The organism is Nonomuraea sp. K271 (assembly GCF_009908215.1).
In the GTDB taxonomy this organism is placed as follows: Bacteria; Actinomycetota; Actinomycetes; order Streptosporangiales; family Streptosporangiaceae; genus Nonomuraea; species Nonomuraea longispora.
Window position 1 is genome coordinate 49,624 of sequence record NZ_JAAAHR010000008.1, and the last position, 20,195, is coordinate 69,818.

The following is a 20,195-nucleotide window of genomic DNA, read 5'->3' on the forward strand; positions in this document are numbered from 1 at the left end:
TACTTAGGCTTGCCTTACCTAATCGATCAAGGAATGCCCATGCGTCTTCGCCTGGCCCTCGCCGCCACGCTCTCCTTCGCCCTCGTCGCCTGCGGTAGTTCCACCTCCTCCCAGGAGGCCGGTCCCACGCGGACCGTCAAGCACGCCATGGGCGAGACCGACGTGCCCATGAACCCCAAGCGGGTGGTGGTGCTCGACACCGACAAGCTCGACACCATGGTCTCGCTCGGCCTCACGCCCGTGGGGGCCGCGCAGGCCTCCCAGAACCAGACCTGGCCCGACTACCTCGGCCCCACGCTCAACACCACCAAGGCCGTGGGCACCCTCCAGGAGCTGAACCTCGAAGCCATCATGGCGCTCCGGCCCGACCTCATCCTCGGCTCCAAGTTCCGGCAGGCCCCCTTCTACGACAAGCTCAGCAAGATCGCACCCACCGTCTTCACCGAGCGCGTCGGCATCACCTGGAAGGACAACTTCCTGCTCGACGCCGAAGCGCTCGGCAAGAAGGAACAGGCCGCGCGACTGCTGTCGGACTACGAGAAGCGGGCCAAGGACGTCGGCGCCAAGTTCGCCAAGCTCGAGGTGAGCATCGTGCGCTTCATGCCCACCGAGATCCGCATGTACGGGCCCGAGTCCTTCAGCGGCATCGTGCTGGGCGACGCCGCCATCCCGCGGCCCGAGACGCAACTGCTGAAGGACCAGGACGACAAACGGTTCGGCAAGCTCAGCCAGGAGAACATCGCCAGGGCCGACGGCGACGCGATCTTCTACAGCGCGTACGGCGAGGCCGCCGCCAAGTCACAGGCCACGGTCACCGCCGGCCCTCTGTGGAATAACCTCAAGGCCGTCACCTCGGGCAACGCCCACAACGTGGACGACGAGATCTGGATGACCGGCATCGGCGTCACCGCCGCCGGCAAGATCCTCGACGACCTCGACGAACACCTCACCCCGCTGGTGTGACCCGATCGCCCTTCCTTGACCGGACCGGGCCGCAGCACCCGCGCGTCAACCCCGACCTCACGATCTGCTGGGTGCGCGGGTGTCTGCCGGCGTGCGGCGGTCCCTGAGAAAAGCCTTCCGGGAACCCCCTCGGGCTGAGCGCCGCACTGCGTGCCTACGGCCCGCTCGACCCGCCGTAGACCACGTGGCCTGTCCACGGTGGGGACATCAGGCGGCGGCGGTGGCCATCTTGCGGAGGCGGGCCAGGGCGTCGCGCTCGATGCGGCGGGCGCGGTCGCGGCCGATGCCGTAACGTTCGCCGACCTCCGTGAGCGTGTGCTCGCGCCCGTCGAGCAGACCGTAGCGCCAGCGCAGCATCTCGCTCGTGACGCCCTCCAGCCCGGTCAGCCATTCGTCCAGCCGCTCGCGCTCCAGGATGTCGATGGCCTGCTGCTCCGGGTCGGCCCAGGTCTCGTCGGCGATCATGTCACCCAGCTCGGTCTCGTCCTCGTCTCCCACCCCGAGCTGCAGCGAGACCGGGTCGGACGCCCACCGCCGCAGCTCACGCACCCGCTCGATCGGCAGGTCGAGAATCTCGGCCAGCTCGTCGTCGGTCGGCTCGGCGTCGAACTCCGCCAGGATGTCGCGCCGCACGCGCATCAACCGGGTCATCTGCTCGCCCGCGTGCGTGGGCAGCCGCACCGGCCGCGCCTGCTCGTGGATCGCCCGCCCCACCGACTGCCTGATCCACCACGTCGCGTAGGTGGAGAACTTGTAGCCCCGCCGGTAGTCGAACTTCTCCACGGCGCGGACCAGGCCGAGATTGCCCTCCTGCACCAGGTCGATGAGCGGCATCCCCCGGCCTGAGTATTTCCTGGCCACCGCCACCACCAGGCGCAGGTTGGCCTGGATGAACTCGTCTTTGGCCCGCTGGCCGGAAATGGCCAGGCGCTCCAGCTCCTCGTCCGCCGCGTCCCCGATGCGCGGCTCCGAGCCCCCGCTGTCGAGCAACTGCTCGGCGAAGAGACCCGCCTCTATCCGCTTGGCGAGCTCCACCTCTTCCTCCGCCGTGAGCAGGGGGACCCGGCCGATCTCGGCCAGATAGGTCCCCAGCAGGTCGCGATCGGCGACATGCTGCTCCTGCGTGCGACTCCCCGTAGGCCTTGCCATCCCCAGGCACCTCGTTCCCGCAGCTGCGTTCCCTACCGGGCCAACGTCCGGCCAGAAGCAAAGATTCCCTAAAGCACTACGTCGGAGGGAGGGTTCTGGATGTCCTCCTCAAGGAGGAGGCCACCGTGAAACACCTGGTGGACAAGGGGAACGCCAGGTCGGTAGGCCAGATGCACATAGGAGGGGGCGTCGAGGACGACGATGTCCGCGCGGGCTCCGCGCCGCAACCAACCTACGTCCGTACGCCGCAACGCGCGTGCCCCGCCGTACGTGGCCGCCCTGATGGCCTCCAGCGGCGTCATCCGCATCTCGCGTACGGCCAGCGCCACGCAGAACGCCATCGACGACGTGAACGACGACCCCGGGTTGCAGTCGGTCGCCAGCGCCACCGTCGCGCCCGCGTCGAGCAGCCGCCGCGCGTCCGGGTACGGCGAGCGCGTGGAGAACTCCGCCCCCGGCAGCAGCGTCGCCACGGTGCCCGAGGAGGCCAACGCGTCCACGTCGGCCGCCGTGAGGTGGGTGCAGTGGTCGGCGGAGGCGGCCCCGAGCTCGCAGGCGATCCGCACGCCCGGCCCCTCGGTCAGCTGGTTGGCGTGCACCCGCGCCCCGAGCCCCGCTTTCACCCCCGCCGTGAGGATCTCCCGGGTCTGGTCGCCGTCGAAGGCCCCGCGCTCGCAGAACACGTCCACCCACTTCGCGTAGGGGGCGCACGCCTCGAGCATCTCCCCGGCGACCAGCCGCACGTACGCGTCGGCGTCCACGCCGGAAGGCACCACGTGCGCCCCGAGGAAGGTGGTCTCGTCGGTCAGCACGGTGGCGATCTCCAGGCAGCGGCGCTCGTCCTCGACGGACAGCCCGTAGCCGCTCTTGATCTCCACGGTGGTCGTGCCCTGCGCGAGCATCTCGTTGACCAGGCCGAAGGCGTGGGTGGCCAGCTCGGCGTCCCCCGCGTCGCGCGTGGCGGCGACCGTGGTCCTGATGCCGCCTCCCGTGTAGGGCTCGCCGGACATGCGGGCCTGGAACTCCGCGGTCCTGTCACCGGCGAAGACCAGGTGGGCGTGGCTGTCGACGAAGCCGGGGATGACGGCCCTGCCCCCGGCGTCCACACGCGCGTCGGCGTCCTGCGCCCGGCTCGCGGGCCCGGCCCAGGCGACCAGGCCGTCCTCGATGACGAGCGCCGCGTCGGGAATCTCCTCGCGTTCCGGGTCGCCGGTGTACAGGAGCCCGATCCCGTCGATCAGCGTCGTGCCCGTCATGGGTTCCTCCTGAGTGTCGGTTGTCGCCGGCCCGAGCGGTCAGCGCAGGGCGGCGATCGCCTCGATGAGCATGGGACCGACGTCGCCGAGCACGTGGCGGCCCTCGGTGACCACGCGCCGGCCGCCGGAGACGACCGCGTGCACGTCGGCCGCCGTGGCCGCGTACACCACGGCCTCCAGCCCCCGCGCGCCCGCCGTGCGCACGGAGTCGAGGCGTACGGACACGAGGTCGGCCCACGCGCCCGGCACGAGCAGGCCCGCGCCGGGGAAGCCGAGCGAGGTGTGGCCCGTGACGGTGGCGGCGGTGAGCAGCTCGTCCGCGCGCCAGTGGCCGCGCGTGTGGGTGGCAAGCCGCTCGTCCAGCTCGACCGCCCTGGCCTCCTCGAACAGGTCGATCACGGCGTGGCTGTCCGAGCCGAGCGTGATCGAGGCTCCCCGGTCGGCCGCCGCCCTGGCCGGTCCGACGCCGTCGGCGAGGTCGCGTTCGGTGGTGGGGCACATGCAGACGTAGGAGCCCGACTGGCCGAGCAGCTCGATGTCCACGTCGGTCAGGTGGGTGGCGTGCACGGCGGTCGAGCGCGGCCCCAGCACGCCCCGCTCGTGCAGCACCTGGACGGGCGTGGCCGCGTACATCTCGATGCAGGCCGTGTTCTCCGCCTGCTGCTCGGAGACGTGCACGTGCAGCGGCGCCGCGTTGCGGTGGGAGAACTCCGCCACGACCGGCATCTGCTCGGGCGGCACCGCGCGCACCGAGTGGATGGCCGCGCCGATCTCCACGTCTGGCTGCCCGTCGTACGCCGCCACCAGCTCCTCCGCCCTGGTCTCCCAGCCTTCGGCGTCGCCGTCGGTGAAGCGCAGCTGCGTGTCCGTCAGCGGCGCGCCGATGCCTCCCGACAGGTAGCAGGTGTCGAGCAGCGCGATGCGCAGACCGGCGTCGCGGGCCGCCTGGATCAGGGCGTGGCCCATCGCGTTCGGGTCGTCGTAGGGCCGGCCGTCCTCGCCGTGGTGCAGGTAGTGGAACTCGCCCACGCACGTCACCCCGGCCAGCGCCATCTCCGCGTATACGGCCCTCGCCAGGCGCAGGTAGGAGCCGGGGTCCAGCTTGCCGGCCACCGCGTACATCCGCTCGCGCCAGGTCCAGAAGTCGCCCTGGCCCTCCTGGGCGCTGCCGCGCAGCGCGCGGTGGAAGGCGTGGGAGTGGGCGTTGGCCAGGCCGGGGACGGTGAGTCCTGCCAGCCGCTCCGCCGATCCCGGCGGGCCCTGGCTGATGCGCGCGATCCTCACACCCTCGATCTCGACGAGCACGCCGTCGGTGACGCCTTCGGGCAGCCAGGCCTGCTCACACCAGTACACGTGGGAGGCTCTGCCCCCCGCGACCCCCCTGAAAGCCTCCGCGGTCTCCCCGGAAGGCCCTCCGCTCCCCGCCCTCATCAGGACCTCGGCTTCGTCTCGGTCAGCGACACAGATCCTCCAGCACGTTCGCGAGTGCCTCGACTCCCGCCTCGCAGTCTGCCTGTTCGGCGTACTCGTCGGGCGAGTGGGACACGCCGGTGGGGTTCCTGACGAACACCATGGCGCTCGGGACGCCCGCCGTCGCGAGGATTCCCGCGTCGTGCCCGGCTCCTGTCGCCAGGATCGGCGCGGGCGTGTCGCCTCCGGCGGTCCTGGCCAGCCGGTCGCGCAGGGCCGCGTCGAAGTCGACGACCGGCGTCCACGACTCCTCCCGTACGCCGGCCGCCGCCTCGGCCGTCAGGTCCGCGACGAGGGCGCGTACGGCCCTCTCGTCGGCGCCGCGCGCGTCGAGCCAGGCCGAGACGAGACCGGGGATGGCATTGGCGTTGCCGGGCGAGACGCGGACCTTGCCCACCGTGGCCACCACGCCGTGCCGCGCCGCCAGCTCGCGCGCGGCCAGCACCATGCGGGCGAACGGCAGCATCGGATCGTCGCGGTCGGCCAGCCGGGTGGTGCCCGCGTGGTCGGCCCGGCCGCGGAAGTCGAAGCGCCAGCGGCCGTGCGGCCAGATCGCCCCGGCCACGCCCACGGAGCGGCCCTCGGTGACGAGAGCGCGGCCCTGCTCCACGTGGAGCTCGACGAACGTGCCGATCATGGCGAGCGTCTCGTCGTCACGCCCCGCGGCGTGGGGTTCGCGGCCGGCCCTGGTCATGACGTCGGCCAGCGTGTCGCCGTCGTCGTCCTTGAGCGAGAGCGCCCGCTCGGGGTCGAGCAGGCCGGTGAGCAGCCGCGACCCCATGCAGGGGACGCCGAACCTCGCGCCCTCCTCGTCGGTGAAGCAGGCGACCCCGACGGGCACGGCCGGGGTGAGGCCGCGCGCTCTCAGCAGGTCGAGCGCGGCGAAGGCCGAGACGACGCCGAGCGGCCCGTCGTACGCGCCGCCCTGGCGCACCGAGTCGAGGTGGCTGCCCGTGACCACGCCGGGCCGCCGCGGCGAGGGGTCGCCCCACCATCCCCACAGGTTGCCGTTGCGGTCCTCCCGCAGGGCGAGGCCCCTTCGCCGCGCCTCGCCCGCGAACCATTCGCGGAGTTCGAGGTCCGCGGACGACCACGCGTCCCTGACGTAGCCGCCGGTCGCCGGGTCGCGTCCTACGTGAGCGAGTGGTTCGAGCATGACCCCACTGTAGTGAATGGCTCCATTCAGTCCCGCGGGCGGATGGTCAGCTCGGTGAGGTGGGCGTCGGGACCAGCGGTGACGGCGGCCAGCACGGCCCGCGCCACGCTCTCCGGCGTCAGATATCGCTCCGGCTCGAACTCCCCGCCCTCGAACTCGCGCACGCCGCGCTGCATGTCGGTGGCCGTCCGGCCGGGATAGACCGTGGTGACCCGAAGCCCGGGCTCCTCCAGGCGCAGCGCGTCGGCGAGGGCCTTCAACGCGAACTTGCTGGCGGAGTAGGAGCCCCAGCTCGGGTTGACCCGCTGGCCGGAGCCCGAGTTGACACAGACGACGTGGCCGCCGGCCCGCCGGAGCGCGGGCAGGAGCAGCCTGGTCAGCTCGGCGACGGCGACGACGTTGACGTCCATCGTCCTGCGCCATACGTCGGCGGGCTGGTCGGCGATCCGGCCGAGCTCGCTGATCCCCGCGCTGTGCACGAGCACGTCGAGCCGCTCGACGTGCTCGACGTCGGCCTGCGTGACCCGGGTCAGCTCGACCGGCCACGGCCGCGCGCCGGGCAGCTCGGCCGCCATCGCGGCGAGCGCCGCCTCGTCACGGCCGCCCAGCATGACGTCGTGCGTCGGGGCCAGGGCTTCGGCGACGGCCGCGCCGACACCCCGGGAAGCGCCGGTGACCAGCGCCGTTGGTCGTTCACTCATGAGCCCAGCCTATTGACCTTGACGGATGCTCAAGTTTGTACTCAAACTTGAGTACATGTCCTCCACCCGCATCCTCATCCTCGGCGCGCTGCTCGACGAACCCATGAACGGTTACGGCGTGCGCCGGCGACTGGAAACCATGAACGTCGACCGCTGGGCCAACGTGGCCTTCGGCTCGATCTACCACGGGCTGGCCAAGATGGCCGACGAGGGCCTGCTGGAGGTCGTCGAGGCCGGCAAGGGCGGCAAGGGCGTCTACGCGATCACCGATGTCGGCCGCGCGGAGTTCCACCGCCTCTTGCTGCATGCCTGGCACGAGGTGCGACCGATCATCGACCCCTTCCAGGTCGCGCTGACATTCATGGACCGGCTGGAAAAGCAGGAGATTCTGGACGCCCTCTATGGCAGGATGCGTCAGCTCACAACGAGCGTGGAGACCTTCGGACACATCTTCGGCTCCAAACAGCGTTTCGGCACCCCCCGGCATGTGGACGAGAACCTCCGCCTGACCCAAGCCATGCTGCAGACCCAGCTCGACTGGGTGGAGCAGGCGATCGGGCGGGTTGAGGCGGACGAGTTGCCCTAGAAAGAGCGGGAATTCTTATGATCATCCAGGCAGACGGCCTGCGCAAAAGCTTCACCACCAAGAGCAGGAAGGGCACACAGACCGTCGAGGCCGTACGCGGCGTCGGTCTCGAGGTGAAGAAGGGCGAGATCTTCGGCGTGCTCGGCCCCAACGGCGCCGGCAAGACCACGACGATCCGCATGCTCTCCACGTTGATCGCCCCCGACGCGGGCACGGCCGTCATCGCGGGCCACGACCTGCTCAAGCACCCCGCCGCCGTACGCCGCAACCTCGGCTACGTGAGCCAGGCCGGCGGCGTGGAGGACACCACGAGCGCCAGGGCCCAGGTCGTGATGGCCGCCAGGATCCACGACGTGGCCGACCCGAAGCAGGCGGCCGCCGAGGTGCTGGAACGTTTCGACCTGACCGAGATGGCCGACCGCCCGGGCCGTACGCTCTCCGGCGGGCAGAAGCGGCGGGTGGCCATCGCGATCGGGCTGGTGCACAGCCCGCCGCTGCTCTTTCTCGACGAGCCCACCACCGGCCTCGACCCGCAGAACCGCGCCAACCTGTGGGAGCGCATCAGGCAACTGCGCGAGGCGGGCACGAGCGTGCTGCTCAGCACCCACTACCTCGACGAGGCCGACGCGCTGTGCGACCGGCTGATGATCGTCGACCACGGCGAGGTCGTGGCGGAGGGAACCCCCGGCGACCTCAAGCGGCAGGTGTCCGGCGACGTGATCACGCTCAGGGCCGACGACCTGGAGAAGGCCGCCGGCACACTCAAGCCGATGGCCCGCGAGATCCGTGTCGACGAGGACGTGCTGCGCGTCTACGTCGACGACGGCGAGCACACGCTGCCCGCGCTGCTGCGGGCGCTGGAGGGGCAGGGCGTCGGGCTGAGCTCGATCGCGCTCGACAGATCCACCCTCGACGACGTGTTCCTGGCCAAGACCGGCCGCACCCTTCGTGACGCCGGAGCCGAATCATGATCCGCCACACCGTCCTGTTCACCGGCTACGAGTTGAAGAAGTCGTTCAGCAACCCCATCTGGCCGCTGTTCGGCATGATCCAGCCGGTGCTCTACCTCCTGATGTTCGCGCCGCTGCTCAAAACCATGACGCCGGGCGGCACGACCACCGACGCGCTGCGCATGTTCACCCCGGCGGCGATGATGATGATCGCGGTGTTCGGGTCGTTGTTCTCCGGGTTCGGCCTGATCGCCGAACTGCGCAACGGCTCGCTCGAACGTTACGCCGTCAGCCCCGCGTGGCGGCCGGCCATCGTGCTCGGCCGGGTGGCCAAGGACATGGTCGTGCTGGTGTGCCAGGCGATCCTGGTGCTGGTCGTGGCGATGGCGATGGGCGTGCGCATCGGGGTCGTCGAGCTGGTGCTGGTGTTGCTGCTCATGGCGGCCACGGGGTTGTTCGCCTCGGGGTTGTCGCAGGGGCTGGCGCTGACCGTTCGCGACGAGAACGGCATGTCGCAGACGCTCAATCTGTTCATGTTGCCGATCATGCTGCTGGCCGGGTTGTTCGTGCCGATCTCTTTCGCGCCCGACTGGATGAAGACGCTGGCCCCGGTCAACCCGCTCTATCACGCGGTCGAGGCGGGGCGTGCGTTGTTCGCGGGCCGGCTGTCCGACTCGTCGATCCCGGTCGCGTTCGGGCTGTTCCTCGTGCTGGCGGTGCTCACCACGATCTGGTCGATGCGCTCGCTACGCAGGATCGCCGGTTAGGAACGTGCCGGTCTGGTCGGTCATCCGCTCATACTCCTCCAGCCGCGCCTGGGTGCGCAGCGGCGCCGCGTCGGCGATGGCCTCCACCAGGGCCATCGCCAGGGCGAGCGGCGCCGCGTGGGAGTCGAACACGAGGCGGTCGCCGACAGGGGCGTCCAGCACGACCTCCGCCGGGAAGGTGGCCCTGTCGGTGATGGCGGCAACCCGCAGGCCCAGCTTCTCGGCGTACTCCAGCGCCTGGACCGCTTCGACGGGATATCTCGGCAGCACCACGGCCACCACCCACTCGGCCCCCGCCCGGCGGGCCGCGTGCAGCCCGTCGGCCAGCTCCGACCCGCCGTGCGTGAGCAGCCGCACGTCGGGGTGGATGCGGCGGGCGTAGTAGGCGAAAGTGGTGGCCAGCCCGCAGGAGACCCGCAGCCCCACCACCGGCAGCGGCTCGGTGGCGGCCAGCTGCTCGCCCAGCTCCTTCAGAGGGAAGGCCGGCAGCCGTTCCCTGACGAGCGCGAGGTTGCGGATCTCGGCGTCGATGGCGCCGCGCAGCAGGCTCTCCTGAGGCGCGTGCGGCCCGCCGCCCAGCACCAGCGGCCGCAGCGCCTGCCGCAGCTCGGGATATCCGGCGAACCCCAGCACCATCGCGAACCTCGTCACCGAGGGCTGGCTCACCCCGGCCCGCTCGGCCAGCTCGACGCTGGACAGGAAGATCGCCTCGTCGAGGTGCTCACTGAGGTAGTGGGCGATCCTGCGCTGCACGGGCGACAACCGCCGGCCGTCCAGCAGCACGCTCAGCCCACCGTGATATCCGTCCGCCACGCCACCTCCAACGTCACCGGCCCCGCGTTCTCATCCCTCACCCTGGTCACAGAGGGGTCAGGACTCCCGCATCGGGACGCGCACGCCGCGGTCGGCGGCCACCTGGGCGGCCTCCTCGTAGCCGGCGTCCACGTGCCGCATGACGCCGGTGCCCGGGTCGTTGGTCAGCACGCGGTCGAGCTTCTCCGCCGCCAGCGCGGTGCCGTCGGCCACCGTGACCTGGCCGGCGTGGATCGAACGCCCGATGCCGACCCCGCCGCCGTGGTGGATGGACACCCAGGCGGCCCCCGAGGCGGTGTTGAGCATGGCGTTGAGCAGCGGCCAGTCGGCGATCGCGTCGGACCCGTCGGCCATGGCCTCCGTCTCGCGGTAGGGGGAGGCCACCGACCCGCTGTCCAGGTGGTCACGCCCGATCACGACGGGCGCCTTGAGCTCGCCCGAGGCCACCATGTCGTTGAACCGCTCGCCCGCGACGTTGCGCTCGCCGTAGCCCAGCCAGCAGATGCGCGCGGGCAGGCCCTGGAAGTGCACCTTCTCGCCGGCCTTGCTGATCCACCTGGCCAGCGCCTCGTTCTCGGGGAAGAGCTCCAGGATCGCCCGGTCGGTCGCGGCGATGTCGGCCGGATCGCCGCTCAGCGCCGCCCACCGGAACGGGCCCTTGCCCGCGCAGAACAGCGGCCGGATGTACGCCGGCACGAACCCGGGGAAGTCGAACGCCCGCTCGTAGCCGGCCAGCCTGGCCTCGCCGCGGATCGAGTTGCCGTAGTCGAACACCTCCGCGCCGGCGTCCTTGAAGCCCACCATGGCGGTGACGTGCCGGGCCATCGAGGCCCGCGCCCGCTCGGTGAACCCGGCCGGGTCCTTGTCACGCTCGGCCGCCATGTCCTCGAAGGCGACCCCCTCCGGGAGGTACATCAGCGGGTCGTGGGCCGAGGTCTGGTCCGTGACGATGTCGATCTCCGCGCCACGCGCCAGCAGGTCGGGCACCGCCTCCGCGGCGTTGGCCACCACCCCGATCGACAGCGGCCCGCGGGCGTCGCGCGCCTCGTAGGCCAGCCGCAGCGCCTCGTCCAGCGACTCCGCGGCCACGTCGAGGTAGCGGTGCTCGATGCGGCGGGTGACCGAGCGCGGGTCGCAGTCGACGCAGATGGCGACGCCGCCGTTCATGGTGACGGCGAGCGGCTGGGCGCCGCCCATCCCGCCGAGCCCGGCCGTCAGCGTGATCGTCCCGGCCAGCGAGCCGCCGAAGCGCTTGTCGGCGACCGCCGCGAACGTCTCGTACGTGCCCTGGAGAATGCCCTGCGTGCCGATGTAGATCCACGAGCCGGCGGTCATCTGCCCGTACATGGTGAGCCCGGCCGCCTCCAGCCGCCGGAACTCCTCCCAGTTCGCCCAGTCGGGCACCAGGTTGGAGTTGGCGATGAGCACGCGGGGCGCCCACTCGTGGGTGCGGAACACGCCCACGGGGCGCCCCGACTGCACCAGCAGGGTCTCGTCGCCCTCGAGCGTCGTCAGCGTCCTGACCAGCGCGTCGAACGACGGCCAGTCACGTGCGGCGCGGCCCGAGCCGCCGTAGACGACCAGTTGCTCGGGGTGCTCGGCGACCTCCGGGTCCAGGTTGTTCTGGAGCATGCGGAGCGCCGCCTCCTGCGGCCACCCCTTGGCGGTGATCGTCGTGCCTCGCGGCGCGCGCACGCTGCGGCTCATGGTGACCCTCCTGAATGAGAGCATTCATCTATGTCACCCGCAGACTACATCGCTCAACTCACCAGGAACTGGGTGGCGGCCAGCTCGCGATAGAGGTCGTCCAGGCCGACCAGCTCGTCGTGCGTGCCGACCGCGCGCACGCCCCCGCTCTCCATGACCACGATCCGGTCGGCGTTGGTCACCGTGGACAGGCGGTGCGCGATGACCAGCACCGTGGTCTCCGCGGCCACCTCGGCGATGACCTCGCGCAGCCGCAGCTCGTTGACCGCGTCGAGTTGGGAGGTGGCCTCGTCGAGCAGCAGCAGCCTGGGCTTGCGCAGCAGCGCCCTGGCGATGGCGACGCGCTGCCGCTCGCCGCCCGACAGCAGCACGCCGCGGTGCCCGACCGCCGTCTCCAGCCCTTCGGGCAGCCTGGCCACCAGGTCGTCGAGCCGGGTGCGGGCGAGCGCGCGGCGCAGTTCCTCGTCGGTGGCGTCCACGGCGGCGAACAGCAGGTTCTCCCGCAGCGTGCCGGCCAGTACGGGGGCGTCCTGCTCGACGTAGCCGAGCACGGCGCGCAGCTCGCCGAGCGGCCAGTCGCGGATGTCGCGCCCGCCGATCCTGATGGTCCCGCCCTGGTGGTCGTAGAAGCGTTCGAGCAGGGCGAACACCGTCGACTTCCCCGCTCCCGACGGCCCCACCAGCGCGGTCAGGCCGCCGGGCGGCACCTCGAAGGTGACGCCGTCGTGCACGATCGGCCGGTCGTCGCCGTAGCGGAAGACCACGTCCTCGAACGTCACCCCGACCGGCTCCACGCTGCCCCGGGCGACGCGGACCGGCTCGGTCGGCTCCGCCGGCAGCCCCTCGATCTCCTTGATCCGCTTGAGCGCGGCGAGCCCCTGCTGGAGCTGCACCCCGCCCTGGACGAGCTGCCCGATCGGCGGCACGAGGTAGAACAGGTACAGCAGGAACGCGATCAGCGACGACACCTCCAGCGCACCGGAGGCCACCCGCGAGCCGCCGACGCCCAGCACGCACAGGAACGCGATCTGCACCGCCATCCACGTCGCGACTCCCGCGAGCGAGGTCCACCCGGCGACCTGCAGCCCCCTGTCGCGGGCGCGCACCGCCGCCTCGCCGACCTCGGCGATCTCGCGCTCCTCTGCGCCGCTGGCCTTCACCGTCCGGTACGCCTGCAACGCCCGGTCCAGCACGGCCCCCATTTCGCCCACGGCCTCCTGGGCGTGCGTCTGGGCCCGCCGGATCTTCGGCATGATCAACGCGACCAGCGCGCCGATCACGACCACCACGAGCAGCGTGATCAGCAGCAGCACGCCGTCCATGGCCGCCATCATGACGATGGCCCCGACCAGCATGAAAGCCGCGCTCACCGACTCGACGATGCCGTTGGTCAGCACGGCGCGCAGCAGCGTCGTGTCGCTGGTCACCCGTGACATCAGGTCGCCGGGCTTGAGCCGGTCGACGTCGGCGACCTTGAGCCGCAACATCCGGTCCACGAGGCCGCGCCTGGCGCCGAGCACGATGCCCTCGCCCGTGCGTTCCATCAGGTAAGTGCCTCCGGCCGACACCACCGCGCCCACCAGCACCGCGACGGTGAGCCCTAACAGCGGTCCGGCCATCGACGTGTTCTCGCCGAAGGCGTCGACGACGTACTTGGCCAGCAACGGCATCGCCAGGCCCGCGGCCGAGCCGATCAGCCCCAGCAGGCCGCCCACGATCAGGATCTTCCTGTGCGGGCGTACGTAGGCGAGCAACTCCTTGATCACCGCAACCCCTTTCACGACATTTCTCGACTTTGCTCCAACGAACGGAAGCCCCCGTTCGGCACCGATCCGCCAGGGTCAACCTAAATTGACGACCTTAGTATGTCAACTTTGGTTGACTTGTCCTTCTTGAGGAGGAGAGGACATCCAGGAACGGCCCCCGTACGAATAGGGCGTGGAGGAACCCGGCCGGACCATCGGCACGTCGCGAGCACCGACCCTCATGACCGGCGGCTCACACCCGGAGCCGTCCGGTCCGTCCGGCGGCAGGCCGGCCGTCTCCACCGCCTGCCGCCACGCCGGCCGGCCGTGCCCCCCGTCACGACCGGCCGGCCACCTCTTCCGCCGCCCGACCCGTCCGTCCCGGGGACGGCCGACACGCCGGCCGCCCCCGACCCGTCTCCGGCCGGTGGCCGCCCCGTCAATCCCGAGAATCAGTCGATGTCCGGAAACCCCTCGTTGTGCGCCCCCCGGCCTTTCTGCTCACGCAAGGCGTAGAGGTGCCCCACCGAGGCGACGTCGAAGATCTCGCGCGCGTGGCCCCTGTCGTGCAGGGCCCGCATCGTGAGCCGGATCGTGTCCTCCACACTCGGCACCGGCCGGGGGGAAACTCGGCGGCCGTGGCGGGGTCGAGGTCGCCGCTCGGCCGATCGGTGAACCCATGGGCCTTCCTCGCATGGCCGCCCCCGAGGACGAGGCCGTACCGGTCGAAGACGGGCGGCACCGCGTGCAGCAGCCGTTGGCACAAGGGGGTGAGACGCACCGCCGGCGACCTCACGTGTGCCGGCGCTGGCGGCGCGTGGACGGCAGGTCGTGCCGCCCTGAGAGGAACTCCTGGAAGGCGATCTTGACCCGGATCACCGGCCGCCGCCACCGTTCCTCGCGGTGGATCGCCTTGGCCATCTTGCGCGGCGACTGCTTGGTGAAGAACCAATGGGCCCAGGGCGAGCCGGGCCGCGCCAGGCGGATCGCGCCCACCAGCAGCATGGGCGGGACGAACAGCCCCGCCATCCCCGTCCAGATCTTGCCCTTGAGCAGGGTGACGACGGCCAGCGCCAGGTTGGCGATGATGAGCACGGCGGGGTTGACGGGGGTGCCGTAGTCCCAGGTGAGCGGGCGCAGCCCCATGAGGAGCAGACCGGTGACGGCGACCGCGATGAAGACGGCGTCGACCGAGGTGCGCCCCTCCTCCTCCCAGTAGACGTCGTGCAGGTGCAGGATCAGCGCGAACTCGTCCAGCACGAGCGCCGACCCGATGCCGAACACGCACGCGGCGGCCGCCGTGCCCACCTGCGAGCCGGGAGAGACGATGAGGCCGGCGACCCCGCCGACCATCATCAGCACGACGCCGAACACGACGTGGTGGATGTGCATCTCCCCCACGCTGACGTTGCGGAACCAGCCGATCTTCGCCCTGATCAGGCGTACGTTGATGCGCGTGGCGATGAAGGCGACGATGAGCGCGACGAAGTAGCAGAACAGCGGCAGCCGTCCTGTGGCGATGATGGTGTGCTGGAACCAGTTCCCCATGATGCTGGAACTGATGCTACGAGCCGATGAGCCCTTTATGCGCGCAACCGGGTGACTCTCAGGCCAGGAACGCGCGCAGGAGGGCCGCCGTGCCCTCCAGGTGCTCGGCCACCGCCCCGCGGGCCGCGTCGGGGTCGCCGGCCAGGATGGCGTCCACGATGGCCTGGTGCTGCACGGCGGCGTGGTCGAGGTTGACCTGGAGCATGGGGATGGCGTTGAGCAGGTCGCTGACCCGCGAGCGCGCGTCCGCGCAGGTCGTGGCGAGCAGCGGCGAGCCCGTCAGCTCGGCGATCGACAGGTGGAAGGCGGTGTCGAGCCGGCGGTAGTCCTCCAGGCCGGCCTCGTTCACGTCGGCGAGCCTGCGGACGAGCACCGCCCGCTGCTCCTGCCCGGGCCGGGACATCGCCAGCACCTGGGCGGCGCCGCACTCCACCGCCAGGCGGAACGTGAGGGCGTCGGACAGGTCGGCCATGCCCATCTCGTTGACTGCCTCGCGCAGGTGGCCGGCGTCCGGCTCGGGCGGCGCGTACGTGACGAAAGCGCCGCCGTAACGGCCCCTGCGCACGTCGAGGTAGCCCGCGTCGGACAACGCGCGGATGGCCTCGCGCAGCGTCACCCTGCTGATGCGGAGCCTGACGGCCAGCTCGCGCTCGGGAGGAAGCTTCTCGCCCTGCGCCACCAGGCCGAGCTTGATCGCCTGGAGCAGGCGTTCCACGGTCTCCTCGAAGGCGTTGCCGGCTCTGACCGGGCGCAGCACCGTCATCAAACGCGCCGACTCGTCCAAGGTGTCCTCAGGTCTTGACAAGCGATCCCGCCATACACATCAATGGTCTAAGACTAGCCCAATCAATGGGGAAGCGTGTCAGCGCAGATCGGAGCGGCGCAGCGTGAGCGATGGAGCGAACACCGGATACCTTTCCGTCAGCGAGCTACGCGACGAGGTGGCGTCCGGGCGGATCGACACCGTGCTCCTCGCGATCGCCGACATGCAGGGCAGACTGCAGGGCAAGAGACTGTCCGCGCGCTATTTTCTCGACGAGGTGCTGCACCACGGCTCCGAGGGGTGCAACTACCTGCTCGCGGTCGACGTGGACATGAACACCGTGGCCGGCTACGCGATGTCGTCGTGGGAGCGCGGCTACGGCGATTTCGTGATGAAACCCGACCTGACGACGTTGCGCCGGGTGCCGTGGCAGGAGGGCACGGCCCTGCTGATGGCCGACCTGGCCTGGGAGAACGGCGGCGACGTGCCTCCCTCCCCTCGCCAGATCCTGCGCAGGCAGCTCGCCCGGCTCTCGGAGCGGGGGCTGACCGCGTACGTCGGCACCGAGCTGGAGTTCTGCGTCTACGAGGACACCTACGAGCAGGCGTGGCAGCGCGGCTACCGCGACATGTCGCCCGCCAACCTCTACAACGTCGACTACTCGCTGCTGGGCACCGCCCGCATCGAGCCCCTCCTGCGGCGGATCAGGCGCGACATGGAGGGCGCGGGGCTCTACGTCGAGTCCGCCAAGGGCGAGTGCAACCTGGGCCAGCACGAGATCGCCTTCCGCTATGCCGAGGCGCTGCGGACCTGTGACAACCACGCCATCTACAAGAACGGCGCCAAGGAGATCGCCGCCCAGGAGGGCAAGTCGATCACCTTCATGGCCAAGCCGAACGAGCGTGAGGGCAACTCCTGCCACATCCACATCTCGCTCAGGAGCGTTGACGGGGACCCCGTGATGGCCGGGCCGGGGCCGTACGGGCTCTCGCAGCTCGGCGCCCACTTCATCGCCGGTCAGCAGGCCTGCCTGCGCGAGCTCACCCTTCTGTACGCCCCCAACATCAACTCCTACAAGCGCTACATGCCCGGCAGCTTCGCCCCCACGGCGATCAAGTGGGGCGTCGACAATCGCACCTGCGCGCTCAGGCTCGTCGGTCACGGGCTGTCGCTGCGGATCGAGAACCGCGTGCCGGGCGGCGACGTCAACCCCTACCTCGCGGTGGCGGGGCTGGTGGCGGCCGGGCTGCACGGCATCGACAACGAGCTGCCGCTGGAGGACGCGTTCGAGGGCAACGCCTACGACTCGGGCGCGGAGACCGTGCCGCACACGCTGCGTGACGCGCTGCCCCTGTTCGAGGGGTCGAAGCTGGCACGCGAGGCGTTCGGCGAGGACGTCGTCGAGCACTACGTGAACAACGCGCGCGTGGAGCTGGCGGCGTTCGACGCGGCGGTGACGGACTGGGAGATGTTCCGTGGTTTCGAGCGAATGTGACGGGTGACCGATGAAGATCGTCAATCCGGCGACGGAGGACGTCATCGCCGACGTCGAACTCGCCGACGCGGCCGAGGTGGACCGGGCGGTGGAGCGTGCCAGGACGGCGTACGCCGCCTGGCGGCAGGTCGCGCCGGGCGACCGGGCGCGGCTGCTGCGCAGGTTCGCCGATCTGGTGGACGAGCACGGAGAGGAGCTGGCGCGGCTGGAGCTCGCCAACGCCGGGCATCCGATCGGCAACGCCCGCTGGGAGGCGGGCGCCGTACGCGACGTGCTGCACTTCTACGCCGGGGCGCCCGAGCGCGACCACGGCAAGCAGATCCCGGTGCCCGGCGGCGTGGACGTCACCTTCCAGGAGCCGCTGGGCGTGGTGGGCGTCATCGTGCCGTGGAACTTCCCGATGTTGATCATGTCGTGGGGGGTGGCCCCCGCGCTGGCGGCCGGTAACACGGTGATCGTCAAACCGGCCGAGTGGACCCCGCTGACCGCGCTGAGGCTGGCCGAGCTGGCCCTGGCGGCGGGCCTCCCCGAGGGGGTGCTCCAGGCGCTGCCCGGAGCGGGGGAGGTCGCGGGCGCCCGGCTGGTGGAGCACCCGGGCGTGGCCAAGATCGTGTTCACCGGCTCGACCGAGGTGGGCAAGGAGATCGCAGCCAAGGCGGCGGCCCAGGTCAAGCGGGTCACGCTGGAACTAGGCGGCAAATCCGCAAATATCATTTTTGCGGATGCCGATCTCGACAAAGCCGCGCAAGCCGCCCCCTACGCGGTGTTCGACAACGCCGGACAGGACTGCTGCGCCAGGTCCCGGCTGCTCGTCCAGGCCGGCGTGTACGACGCCTTCATGGAGCGCCTCACCGAGGCCGTACGCGGCGTCGTCGTCGGCGACCCCCTCGACGAACGCACCGAGATGGGCCCGCTGATCAGCGCCGAGCAGCTCGACCGCGTACGCGGCTTCGTCCAGGGCGCCCCCTACCTCCAGGGGTCCTGTCCGGCCGGCAAGGGCTACTGGTTCCCGCCGACCGTGCTCACCCCGGACGTCACCGACCGCGCGTTCACCGAAGAGATCTTCGGGCCGGTCGTGTCGGTGGCGCCCTTCGAGGAAGAGGCGGACGCCGTACGCATCGCCAACGACACCCCGTACGGGCTGAGCGGCTCCGTCTGGACCCGCGACGTGGGGCGCGCGCTCCGCGTGTCCAGGGCGGTCGAGGCGGGCGCGTTGTCGGTGAACTCCAACGCGGCGGTCCGCTACTGGACCCCGTTCGGCGGTTTCAAGCAGTCAGGGCTGGGCCGGGAGCTCGGGCCGGACGCCCTGGCGGCGTTCACGGAGACCAAGAACGTCTTCATCTCCTGGGAGTGAGGTAGAAAGCGACGTGCACATGAAGCGGCTGCAGGACCGGGTGGCGATGATCACGGGCGCGGGCGGCGGCATCGGGCTGGCCACCGCGCGCAGGTTCGCCGACGAGGGCGCGAAGGTGGTCTGCGCCGACCTGGACGAGGAGGCGGGCGTCAAGGCCGCGAACGAGGTAGGAGGCCTGTTCGTACGGGTCGACGTGGCCGACGAGGACGACGTCGTCCGGATGTTCCGTACGGCGTTCGACACCTACGGCAGCGTGGACATCGCCTTCAACAACGCCGGCATCTCGCCGCCCGACGACGACTCGATCCTGGAGACCGGCATCGACGCCTGGCGCCGCGTCCAGGACGTCAACCTGACCAGCGTCTACCTGTGCTGCAAGCACGCCATCCCCTACATGCGGCGCCAGGGCAAGGGCTCGATCGTCAACACCGCGTCGTTCGTGGCGGTCATGGGCTCGGCGACCTCGCAGATCTCCTACACGGCGTCCAAGGGCGGGGTGCTGGCGATGTCGCGCGAGCTGGGCGTGCAGTTCGCAAGGGAGGGCATCCGGGTGAACGCGCTGTGTCCCGGCCCCGTGAACACGCCGCTGCTGCGGGAGTTGTTCGCGAAGGATCCCGAGCGGGCGCAGCGGCGGCTGGTGCACGTCCCGCTCGGGCGCTTCGCGGAGGCGTCGGAGATCGCGGCGGCGGTGGCGTTCCTGGCCAGCGACGACGCGTCGTTCATCACGGGCAGCGAGTTCCTGGTGGACGGCGGCATCTCCGGCGCCTATGTCACGCCGCTCTAGGGGGGTTCATCGTGCGACGTCCCGTCATCGGGGTCACGTGTTACGTGGAGCCGGCGACGTTCACGGTCTGGCAGGACATGCCGGTCGCGCTGCTGCCGTACATGTACGTGGAGCAGGTCGTCCGCGCCGGCGGGCAGCCGGTCGTGCTGCCGCCGGCCGGGGAGGCCGCGCGGGTGGTGGACCGGCTGGACGGGCTCGTGCTGGCCGGGGGCGGCGACATCGATCCGGCGAGGTACGGGGAGACGCCGGAGGAACGTACCGGCTATATCCGCAAATTTCGTGACCAGGCCGAGTTCGCCCTGTTGGCCACGGCCCTCGACGCCGAGCTGCCCTTCCTCGGCATCTGCCGGGGCCTCCAGGTGCTCAACGTCGCCCTAGGCGGCAGCCTCCACCAGCACCTGCCCGACGTGGTCGGCCACACGGAGCACTCCCCCGCGCCCGGCCGATTCGGCCACCTGCCCGTCACCGCCGTCCCCGGCACCCGCCTGGCCAAGGCGCTGGGCACGGCGCCCGTGACGGTGCCGCACTACCACCACCAGGCCGTCGACCGCCTGGCCCCGGGCCTCACCGTGACCGCGACGGCCGCCGACGGCACCGTCGAGGGCGTGGAACTGGACTCGGGGCCGTTCACCGTGGCGGCGCAGTGGCATCCGGAGGCGGCCGAGGACCACGCCCTCTTCGAAGCCCTGGTCGCGGCCTGCTGAGGGGCGAACGCGACAAGACCCCCAAATCACTACTAGGCTGGCGGGACACACCAGCAAACCGTGCGGGAGAGCATCCTGACAGCCGGTCAGGGTCCCTGAAGGAGCAAGCCCTCCCCGCAAACCTCTCAAGGCAAAGGACCGCACGGCTGACCGGGAGCACGTCTCCTCGGAAGGTGACCTCTGGAAAGCAGGCCCACGTGGCCTCGCCGAAGGTGAAAGTCCGGCAAAACTCGGACGAAGCTCTCAGGCATCGATGACAGAGGGGGAGGATGCTGGCATCCAAT

19 protein-coding genes and 2 riboswitches are annotated in these 20,195 nt (G+C 70.8%); of the genes, 8 read left to right on the forward strand and 11 right to left on the reverse strand.

The genetic code is table 11. The annotated features are described in order from the left end of the window. The first annotated feature begins 39 nt into the window (after nucleotides 1–39). Nucleotides 40–963, forward strand: coding sequence for an ABC transporter substrate-binding protein (locus GUY59_RS04390; RefSeq protein ID WP_236666827.1), 924 nt, complete (start codon nucleotides 40–42; stop codon nucleotides 961–963). Between the two features lie 207 nt (nucleotides 964–1,170). Here GUY59_RS04390 and GUY59_RS04395 read toward each other — a convergent pair whose 3' ends face one another. The 5 genes from GUY59_RS04395 to GUY59_RS04415 all read right to left on the reverse strand — a co-directional run bounded on the left by GUY59_RS04395 (nucleotide 1,171) and on the right by GUY59_RS04415 (nucleotide 6,695). Continuing rightward, entirely contained in the window at nucleotides 1,171–2,112 is a 942-nt protein-coding gene (locus GUY59_RS04395) for a sigma-70 family RNA polymerase sigma factor (RefSeq protein WP_138199035.1), read from the reverse strand. Nucleotides 2,113–2,180: 68 nt separating this feature from the next. Continuing rightward, entirely contained in the window at nucleotides 2,181–3,368 is a 1,188-nt protein-coding gene (hutI, locus tag GUY59_RS04400) for an imidazolonepropionase (protein WP_138199034.1), read from the reverse strand. A 39-nt stretch (nucleotides 3,369–3,407) separates the two neighbouring features. Further along, complete coding sequence (locus GUY59_RS04405; protein ID WP_252374813.1) at nucleotides 3,408–4,721, reverse strand: formimidoylglutamate deiminase; 1,314 nt, start codon at nucleotides 4,719–4,721, stop codon at nucleotides 3,408–3,410. 100 nt (nucleotides 4,722–4,821) lie between these two features. Further along, the gene (locus GUY59_RS04410; RefSeq protein WP_138199032.1) at nucleotides 4,822–5,994 is read right to left on the reverse strand and encodes an allantoate amidohydrolase; all 1,173 of its coding nucleotides are present in this window, start codon (nucleotides 5,992–5,994) and stop codon (nucleotides 4,822–4,824) included. Between the two features lie 26 nt (nucleotides 5,995–6,020). Beyond that, nucleotides 6,021–6,695, reverse strand: coding sequence for an SDR family oxidoreductase (locus GUY59_RS04415; protein ID WP_138199031.1), 675 nt, complete (start codon nucleotides 6,693–6,695; stop codon nucleotides 6,021–6,023). A 55-nt stretch (nucleotides 6,696–6,750) separates the two neighbouring features. Between GUY59_RS04415 and GUY59_RS04420 the strand changes: the two genes are divergently transcribed. Genes GUY59_RS04420 through GUY59_RS04430 form a run of 3 tightly spaced genes read left to right on the forward strand, consistent with a single transcriptional unit; the run spans nucleotide 6,751 to nucleotide 8,998 of the window. Then, nucleotides 6,751–7,281, forward strand: coding sequence for a PadR family transcriptional regulator (locus tag GUY59_RS04420; protein WP_161714397.1), 531 nt, complete (start codon nucleotides 6,751–6,753; stop codon nucleotides 7,279–7,281). A 17-nt stretch (nucleotides 7,282–7,298) separates the two neighbouring features. Then, complete coding sequence (locus tag GUY59_RS04425) at nucleotides 7,299–8,252, forward strand: ATP-binding cassette domain-containing protein (RefSeq protein WP_138199029.1); 954 nt, start codon at nucleotides 7,299–7,301, stop codon at nucleotides 8,250–8,252. Continuing rightward, nucleotides 8,249–8,998 carry an ABC transporter permease gene (locus GUY59_RS04430; protein ID WP_138199028.1) on the forward strand — a complete coding sequence of 250 codons (750 nt, stop codon included), beginning with the start codon at nucleotides 8,249–8,251 and terminating at the stop codon, nucleotides 8,996–8,998. The genes GUY59_RS04425 and GUY59_RS04430 overlap by 4 nt, the downstream gene beginning before the upstream one ends. On the opposite strand, the gene GUY59_RS04435 is transcribed toward GUY59_RS04430, so the two are convergent. The 6 genes from GUY59_RS04435 to GUY59_RS04460 form a co-directional block, all read right to left on the reverse strand. Then, nucleotides 8,978–9,811 (reverse strand): MurR/RpiR family transcriptional regulator, encoded by an 834-nt coding sequence (locus GUY59_RS04435; protein ID WP_138199027.1) that lies wholly within the window; start codon nucleotides 9,809–9,811, stop codon nucleotides 8,978–8,980. The genes GUY59_RS04430 and GUY59_RS04435 overlap by 21 nt on opposite strands. Before the next feature lie 57 nt (nucleotides 9,812–9,868). Then, nucleotides 9,869–11,518: a urocanate hydratase gene (gene hutU, locus GUY59_RS04440; protein ID WP_201760488.1), complete on the reverse strand. Its 1,650-nt coding sequence runs from the start codon at nucleotides 11,516–11,518 to the stop codon at nucleotides 9,869–9,871. Between the two features lie 53 nt (nucleotides 11,519–11,571). Beyond that, complete coding sequence (locus GUY59_RS04445) at nucleotides 11,572–13,284, reverse strand: ABC transporter ATP-binding protein (protein WP_252374812.1); 1,713 nt, start codon at nucleotides 13,282–13,284, stop codon at nucleotides 11,572–11,574. A 431-nt stretch (nucleotides 13,285–13,715) separates the two neighbouring features. Beyond that, nucleotides 13,716–13,868, reverse strand: coding sequence for a hypothetical protein (locus tag GUY59_RS04450; protein ID WP_161714398.1), 153 nt, complete (start codon nucleotides 13,866–13,868; stop codon nucleotides 13,716–13,718). Nucleotides 13,869–14,055: 187 nt separating this feature from the next. Continuing rightward, nucleotides 14,056–14,811, reverse strand: coding sequence for a hypothetical protein (locus tag GUY59_RS04455; protein WP_138199024.1), 756 nt, complete (start codon nucleotides 14,809–14,811; stop codon nucleotides 14,056–14,058). 58 nt (nucleotides 14,812–14,869) lie between these two features. After that, nucleotides 14,870–15,574 carry a FadR/GntR family transcriptional regulator gene (locus GUY59_RS04460; RefSeq protein ID WP_138199064.1) on the reverse strand — a complete coding sequence of 235 codons (705 nt, stop codon included), beginning with the start codon at nucleotides 15,572–15,574 and terminating at the stop codon, nucleotides 14,870–14,872. Between the two features lie 124 nt (nucleotides 15,575–15,698). Here GUY59_RS04460 and GUY59_RS04465 point away from each other — a divergent pair, with 124 nt between their 5' ends. The 4 genes from GUY59_RS04465 to GUY59_RS04480 are packed head-to-tail and all read left to right on the forward strand — an operon-like array spanning nucleotide 15,699 to nucleotide 19,911. Continuing rightward, nucleotides 15,699–17,069: a glutamine synthetase family protein gene (locus GUY59_RS04465; RefSeq protein ID WP_138199023.1), complete on the forward strand. Its 1,371-nt coding sequence runs from the start codon at nucleotides 15,699–15,701 to the stop codon at nucleotides 17,067–17,069. Nucleotides 17,070–17,079: 10 nt separating this feature from the next. Further along, nucleotides 17,080–18,423, forward strand: coding sequence for an aldehyde dehydrogenase family protein (locus tag GUY59_RS04470; RefSeq protein ID WP_138199022.1), 1,344 nt, complete (start codon nucleotides 17,080–17,082; stop codon nucleotides 18,421–18,423). A 19-nt stretch (nucleotides 18,424–18,442) separates the two neighbouring features. Beyond that, nucleotides 18,443–19,207, forward strand: coding sequence for a 3-oxoacyl-ACP reductase (locus GUY59_RS04475; RefSeq protein ID WP_138199021.1), 765 nt, complete (start codon nucleotides 18,443–18,445; stop codon nucleotides 19,205–19,207). Between the two features lie 11 nt (nucleotides 19,208–19,218). Then, on the forward strand, nucleotides 19,219–19,911 hold the full coding sequence (locus GUY59_RS04480; protein ID WP_138199020.1) for a gamma-glutamyl-gamma-aminobutyrate hydrolase family protein: 693 nt from the start codon (nucleotides 19,219–19,221) through the stop codon (nucleotides 19,909–19,911). Between the two features lie 53 nt (nucleotides 19,912–19,964). Continuing rightward, nucleotides 19,965–20,062: riboswitch (glycine riboswitch) on the forward strand. A 19-nt stretch (nucleotides 20,063–20,081) separates the two neighbouring features. Further along, nucleotides 20,082–20,181, forward strand: a riboswitch (glycine riboswitch). The last annotated feature ends 14 nt before the right edge of the window (nucleotides 20,182–20,195 follow it).

Excerpts from the sequence above, each read along its gene's own strand:
- GUY59_RS04470 (WP_138199022.1), top strand. The coding sequence starts at position 17,080 with ATGAAGATCGTCAATCCGGCGACGGAGGACGTCATCGCCGACGTCGAA.
- GUY59_RS04475 (WP_138199021.1), top strand. The coding sequence starts at position 18,443 with ATGAAGCGGCTGCAGGACCGGGTGGCGATGATCACGGGCGCGGGCGGC.
- GUY59_RS04460 (WP_138199064.1), bottom strand. The coding sequence starts at position 15,574 with ATGACGGTGCTGCGCCCGGTCAGAGCCGGCAACGCCTTCGAGGAGACC.
- GUY59_RS04430 (WP_138199028.1), top strand. The coding sequence starts at position 8,249 with ATGATCCGCCACACCGTCCTGTTCACCGGCTACGAGTTGAAGAAGTCG.
- GUY59_RS04415 (WP_138199031.1), bottom strand. The coding sequence starts at position 6,695 with ATGAGTGAACGACCAACGGCGCTGGTCACCGGCGCTTCCCGGGGTGTC.
- GUY59_RS04455 (WP_138199024.1), bottom strand. The coding sequence starts at position 14,811 with ATGGGGAACTGGTTCCAGCACACCATCATCGCCACAGGACGGCTGCCG.
- GUY59_RS04410 (WP_138199032.1), bottom strand. The coding sequence starts at position 5,994 with ATGCTCGAACCACTCGCTCACGTAGGACGCGACCCGGCGACCGGCGGC.
- GUY59_RS04395 (WP_138199035.1), bottom strand. The coding sequence starts at position 2,112 with ATGGCAAGGCCTACGGGGAGTCGCACGCAGGAGCAGCATGTCGCCGAT.
- GUY59_RS04425 (WP_138199029.1), top strand. The coding sequence starts at position 7,299 with ATGATCATCCAGGCAGACGGCCTGCGCAAAAGCTTCACCACCAAGAGC.
- GUY59_RS04420 (WP_161714397.1), top strand. The coding sequence starts at position 6,751 with ATGTCCTCCACCCGCATCCTCATCCTCGGCGCGCTGCTCGACGAACCC.
- hutU (WP_201760488.1), bottom strand. The coding sequence starts at position 11,518 with ATGAGCCGCAGCGTGCGCGCGCCGCGAGGCACGACGATCACCGCCAAG.
- hutI (WP_138199034.1), bottom strand. The coding sequence starts at position 3,368 with ATGACGGGCACGACGCTGATCGACGGGATCGGGCTCCTGTACACCGGC.
- GUY59_RS04390 (WP_236666827.1), top strand. The coding sequence starts at position 40 with ATGCGTCTTCGCCTGGCCCTCGCCGCCACGCTCTCCTTCGCCCTCGTC.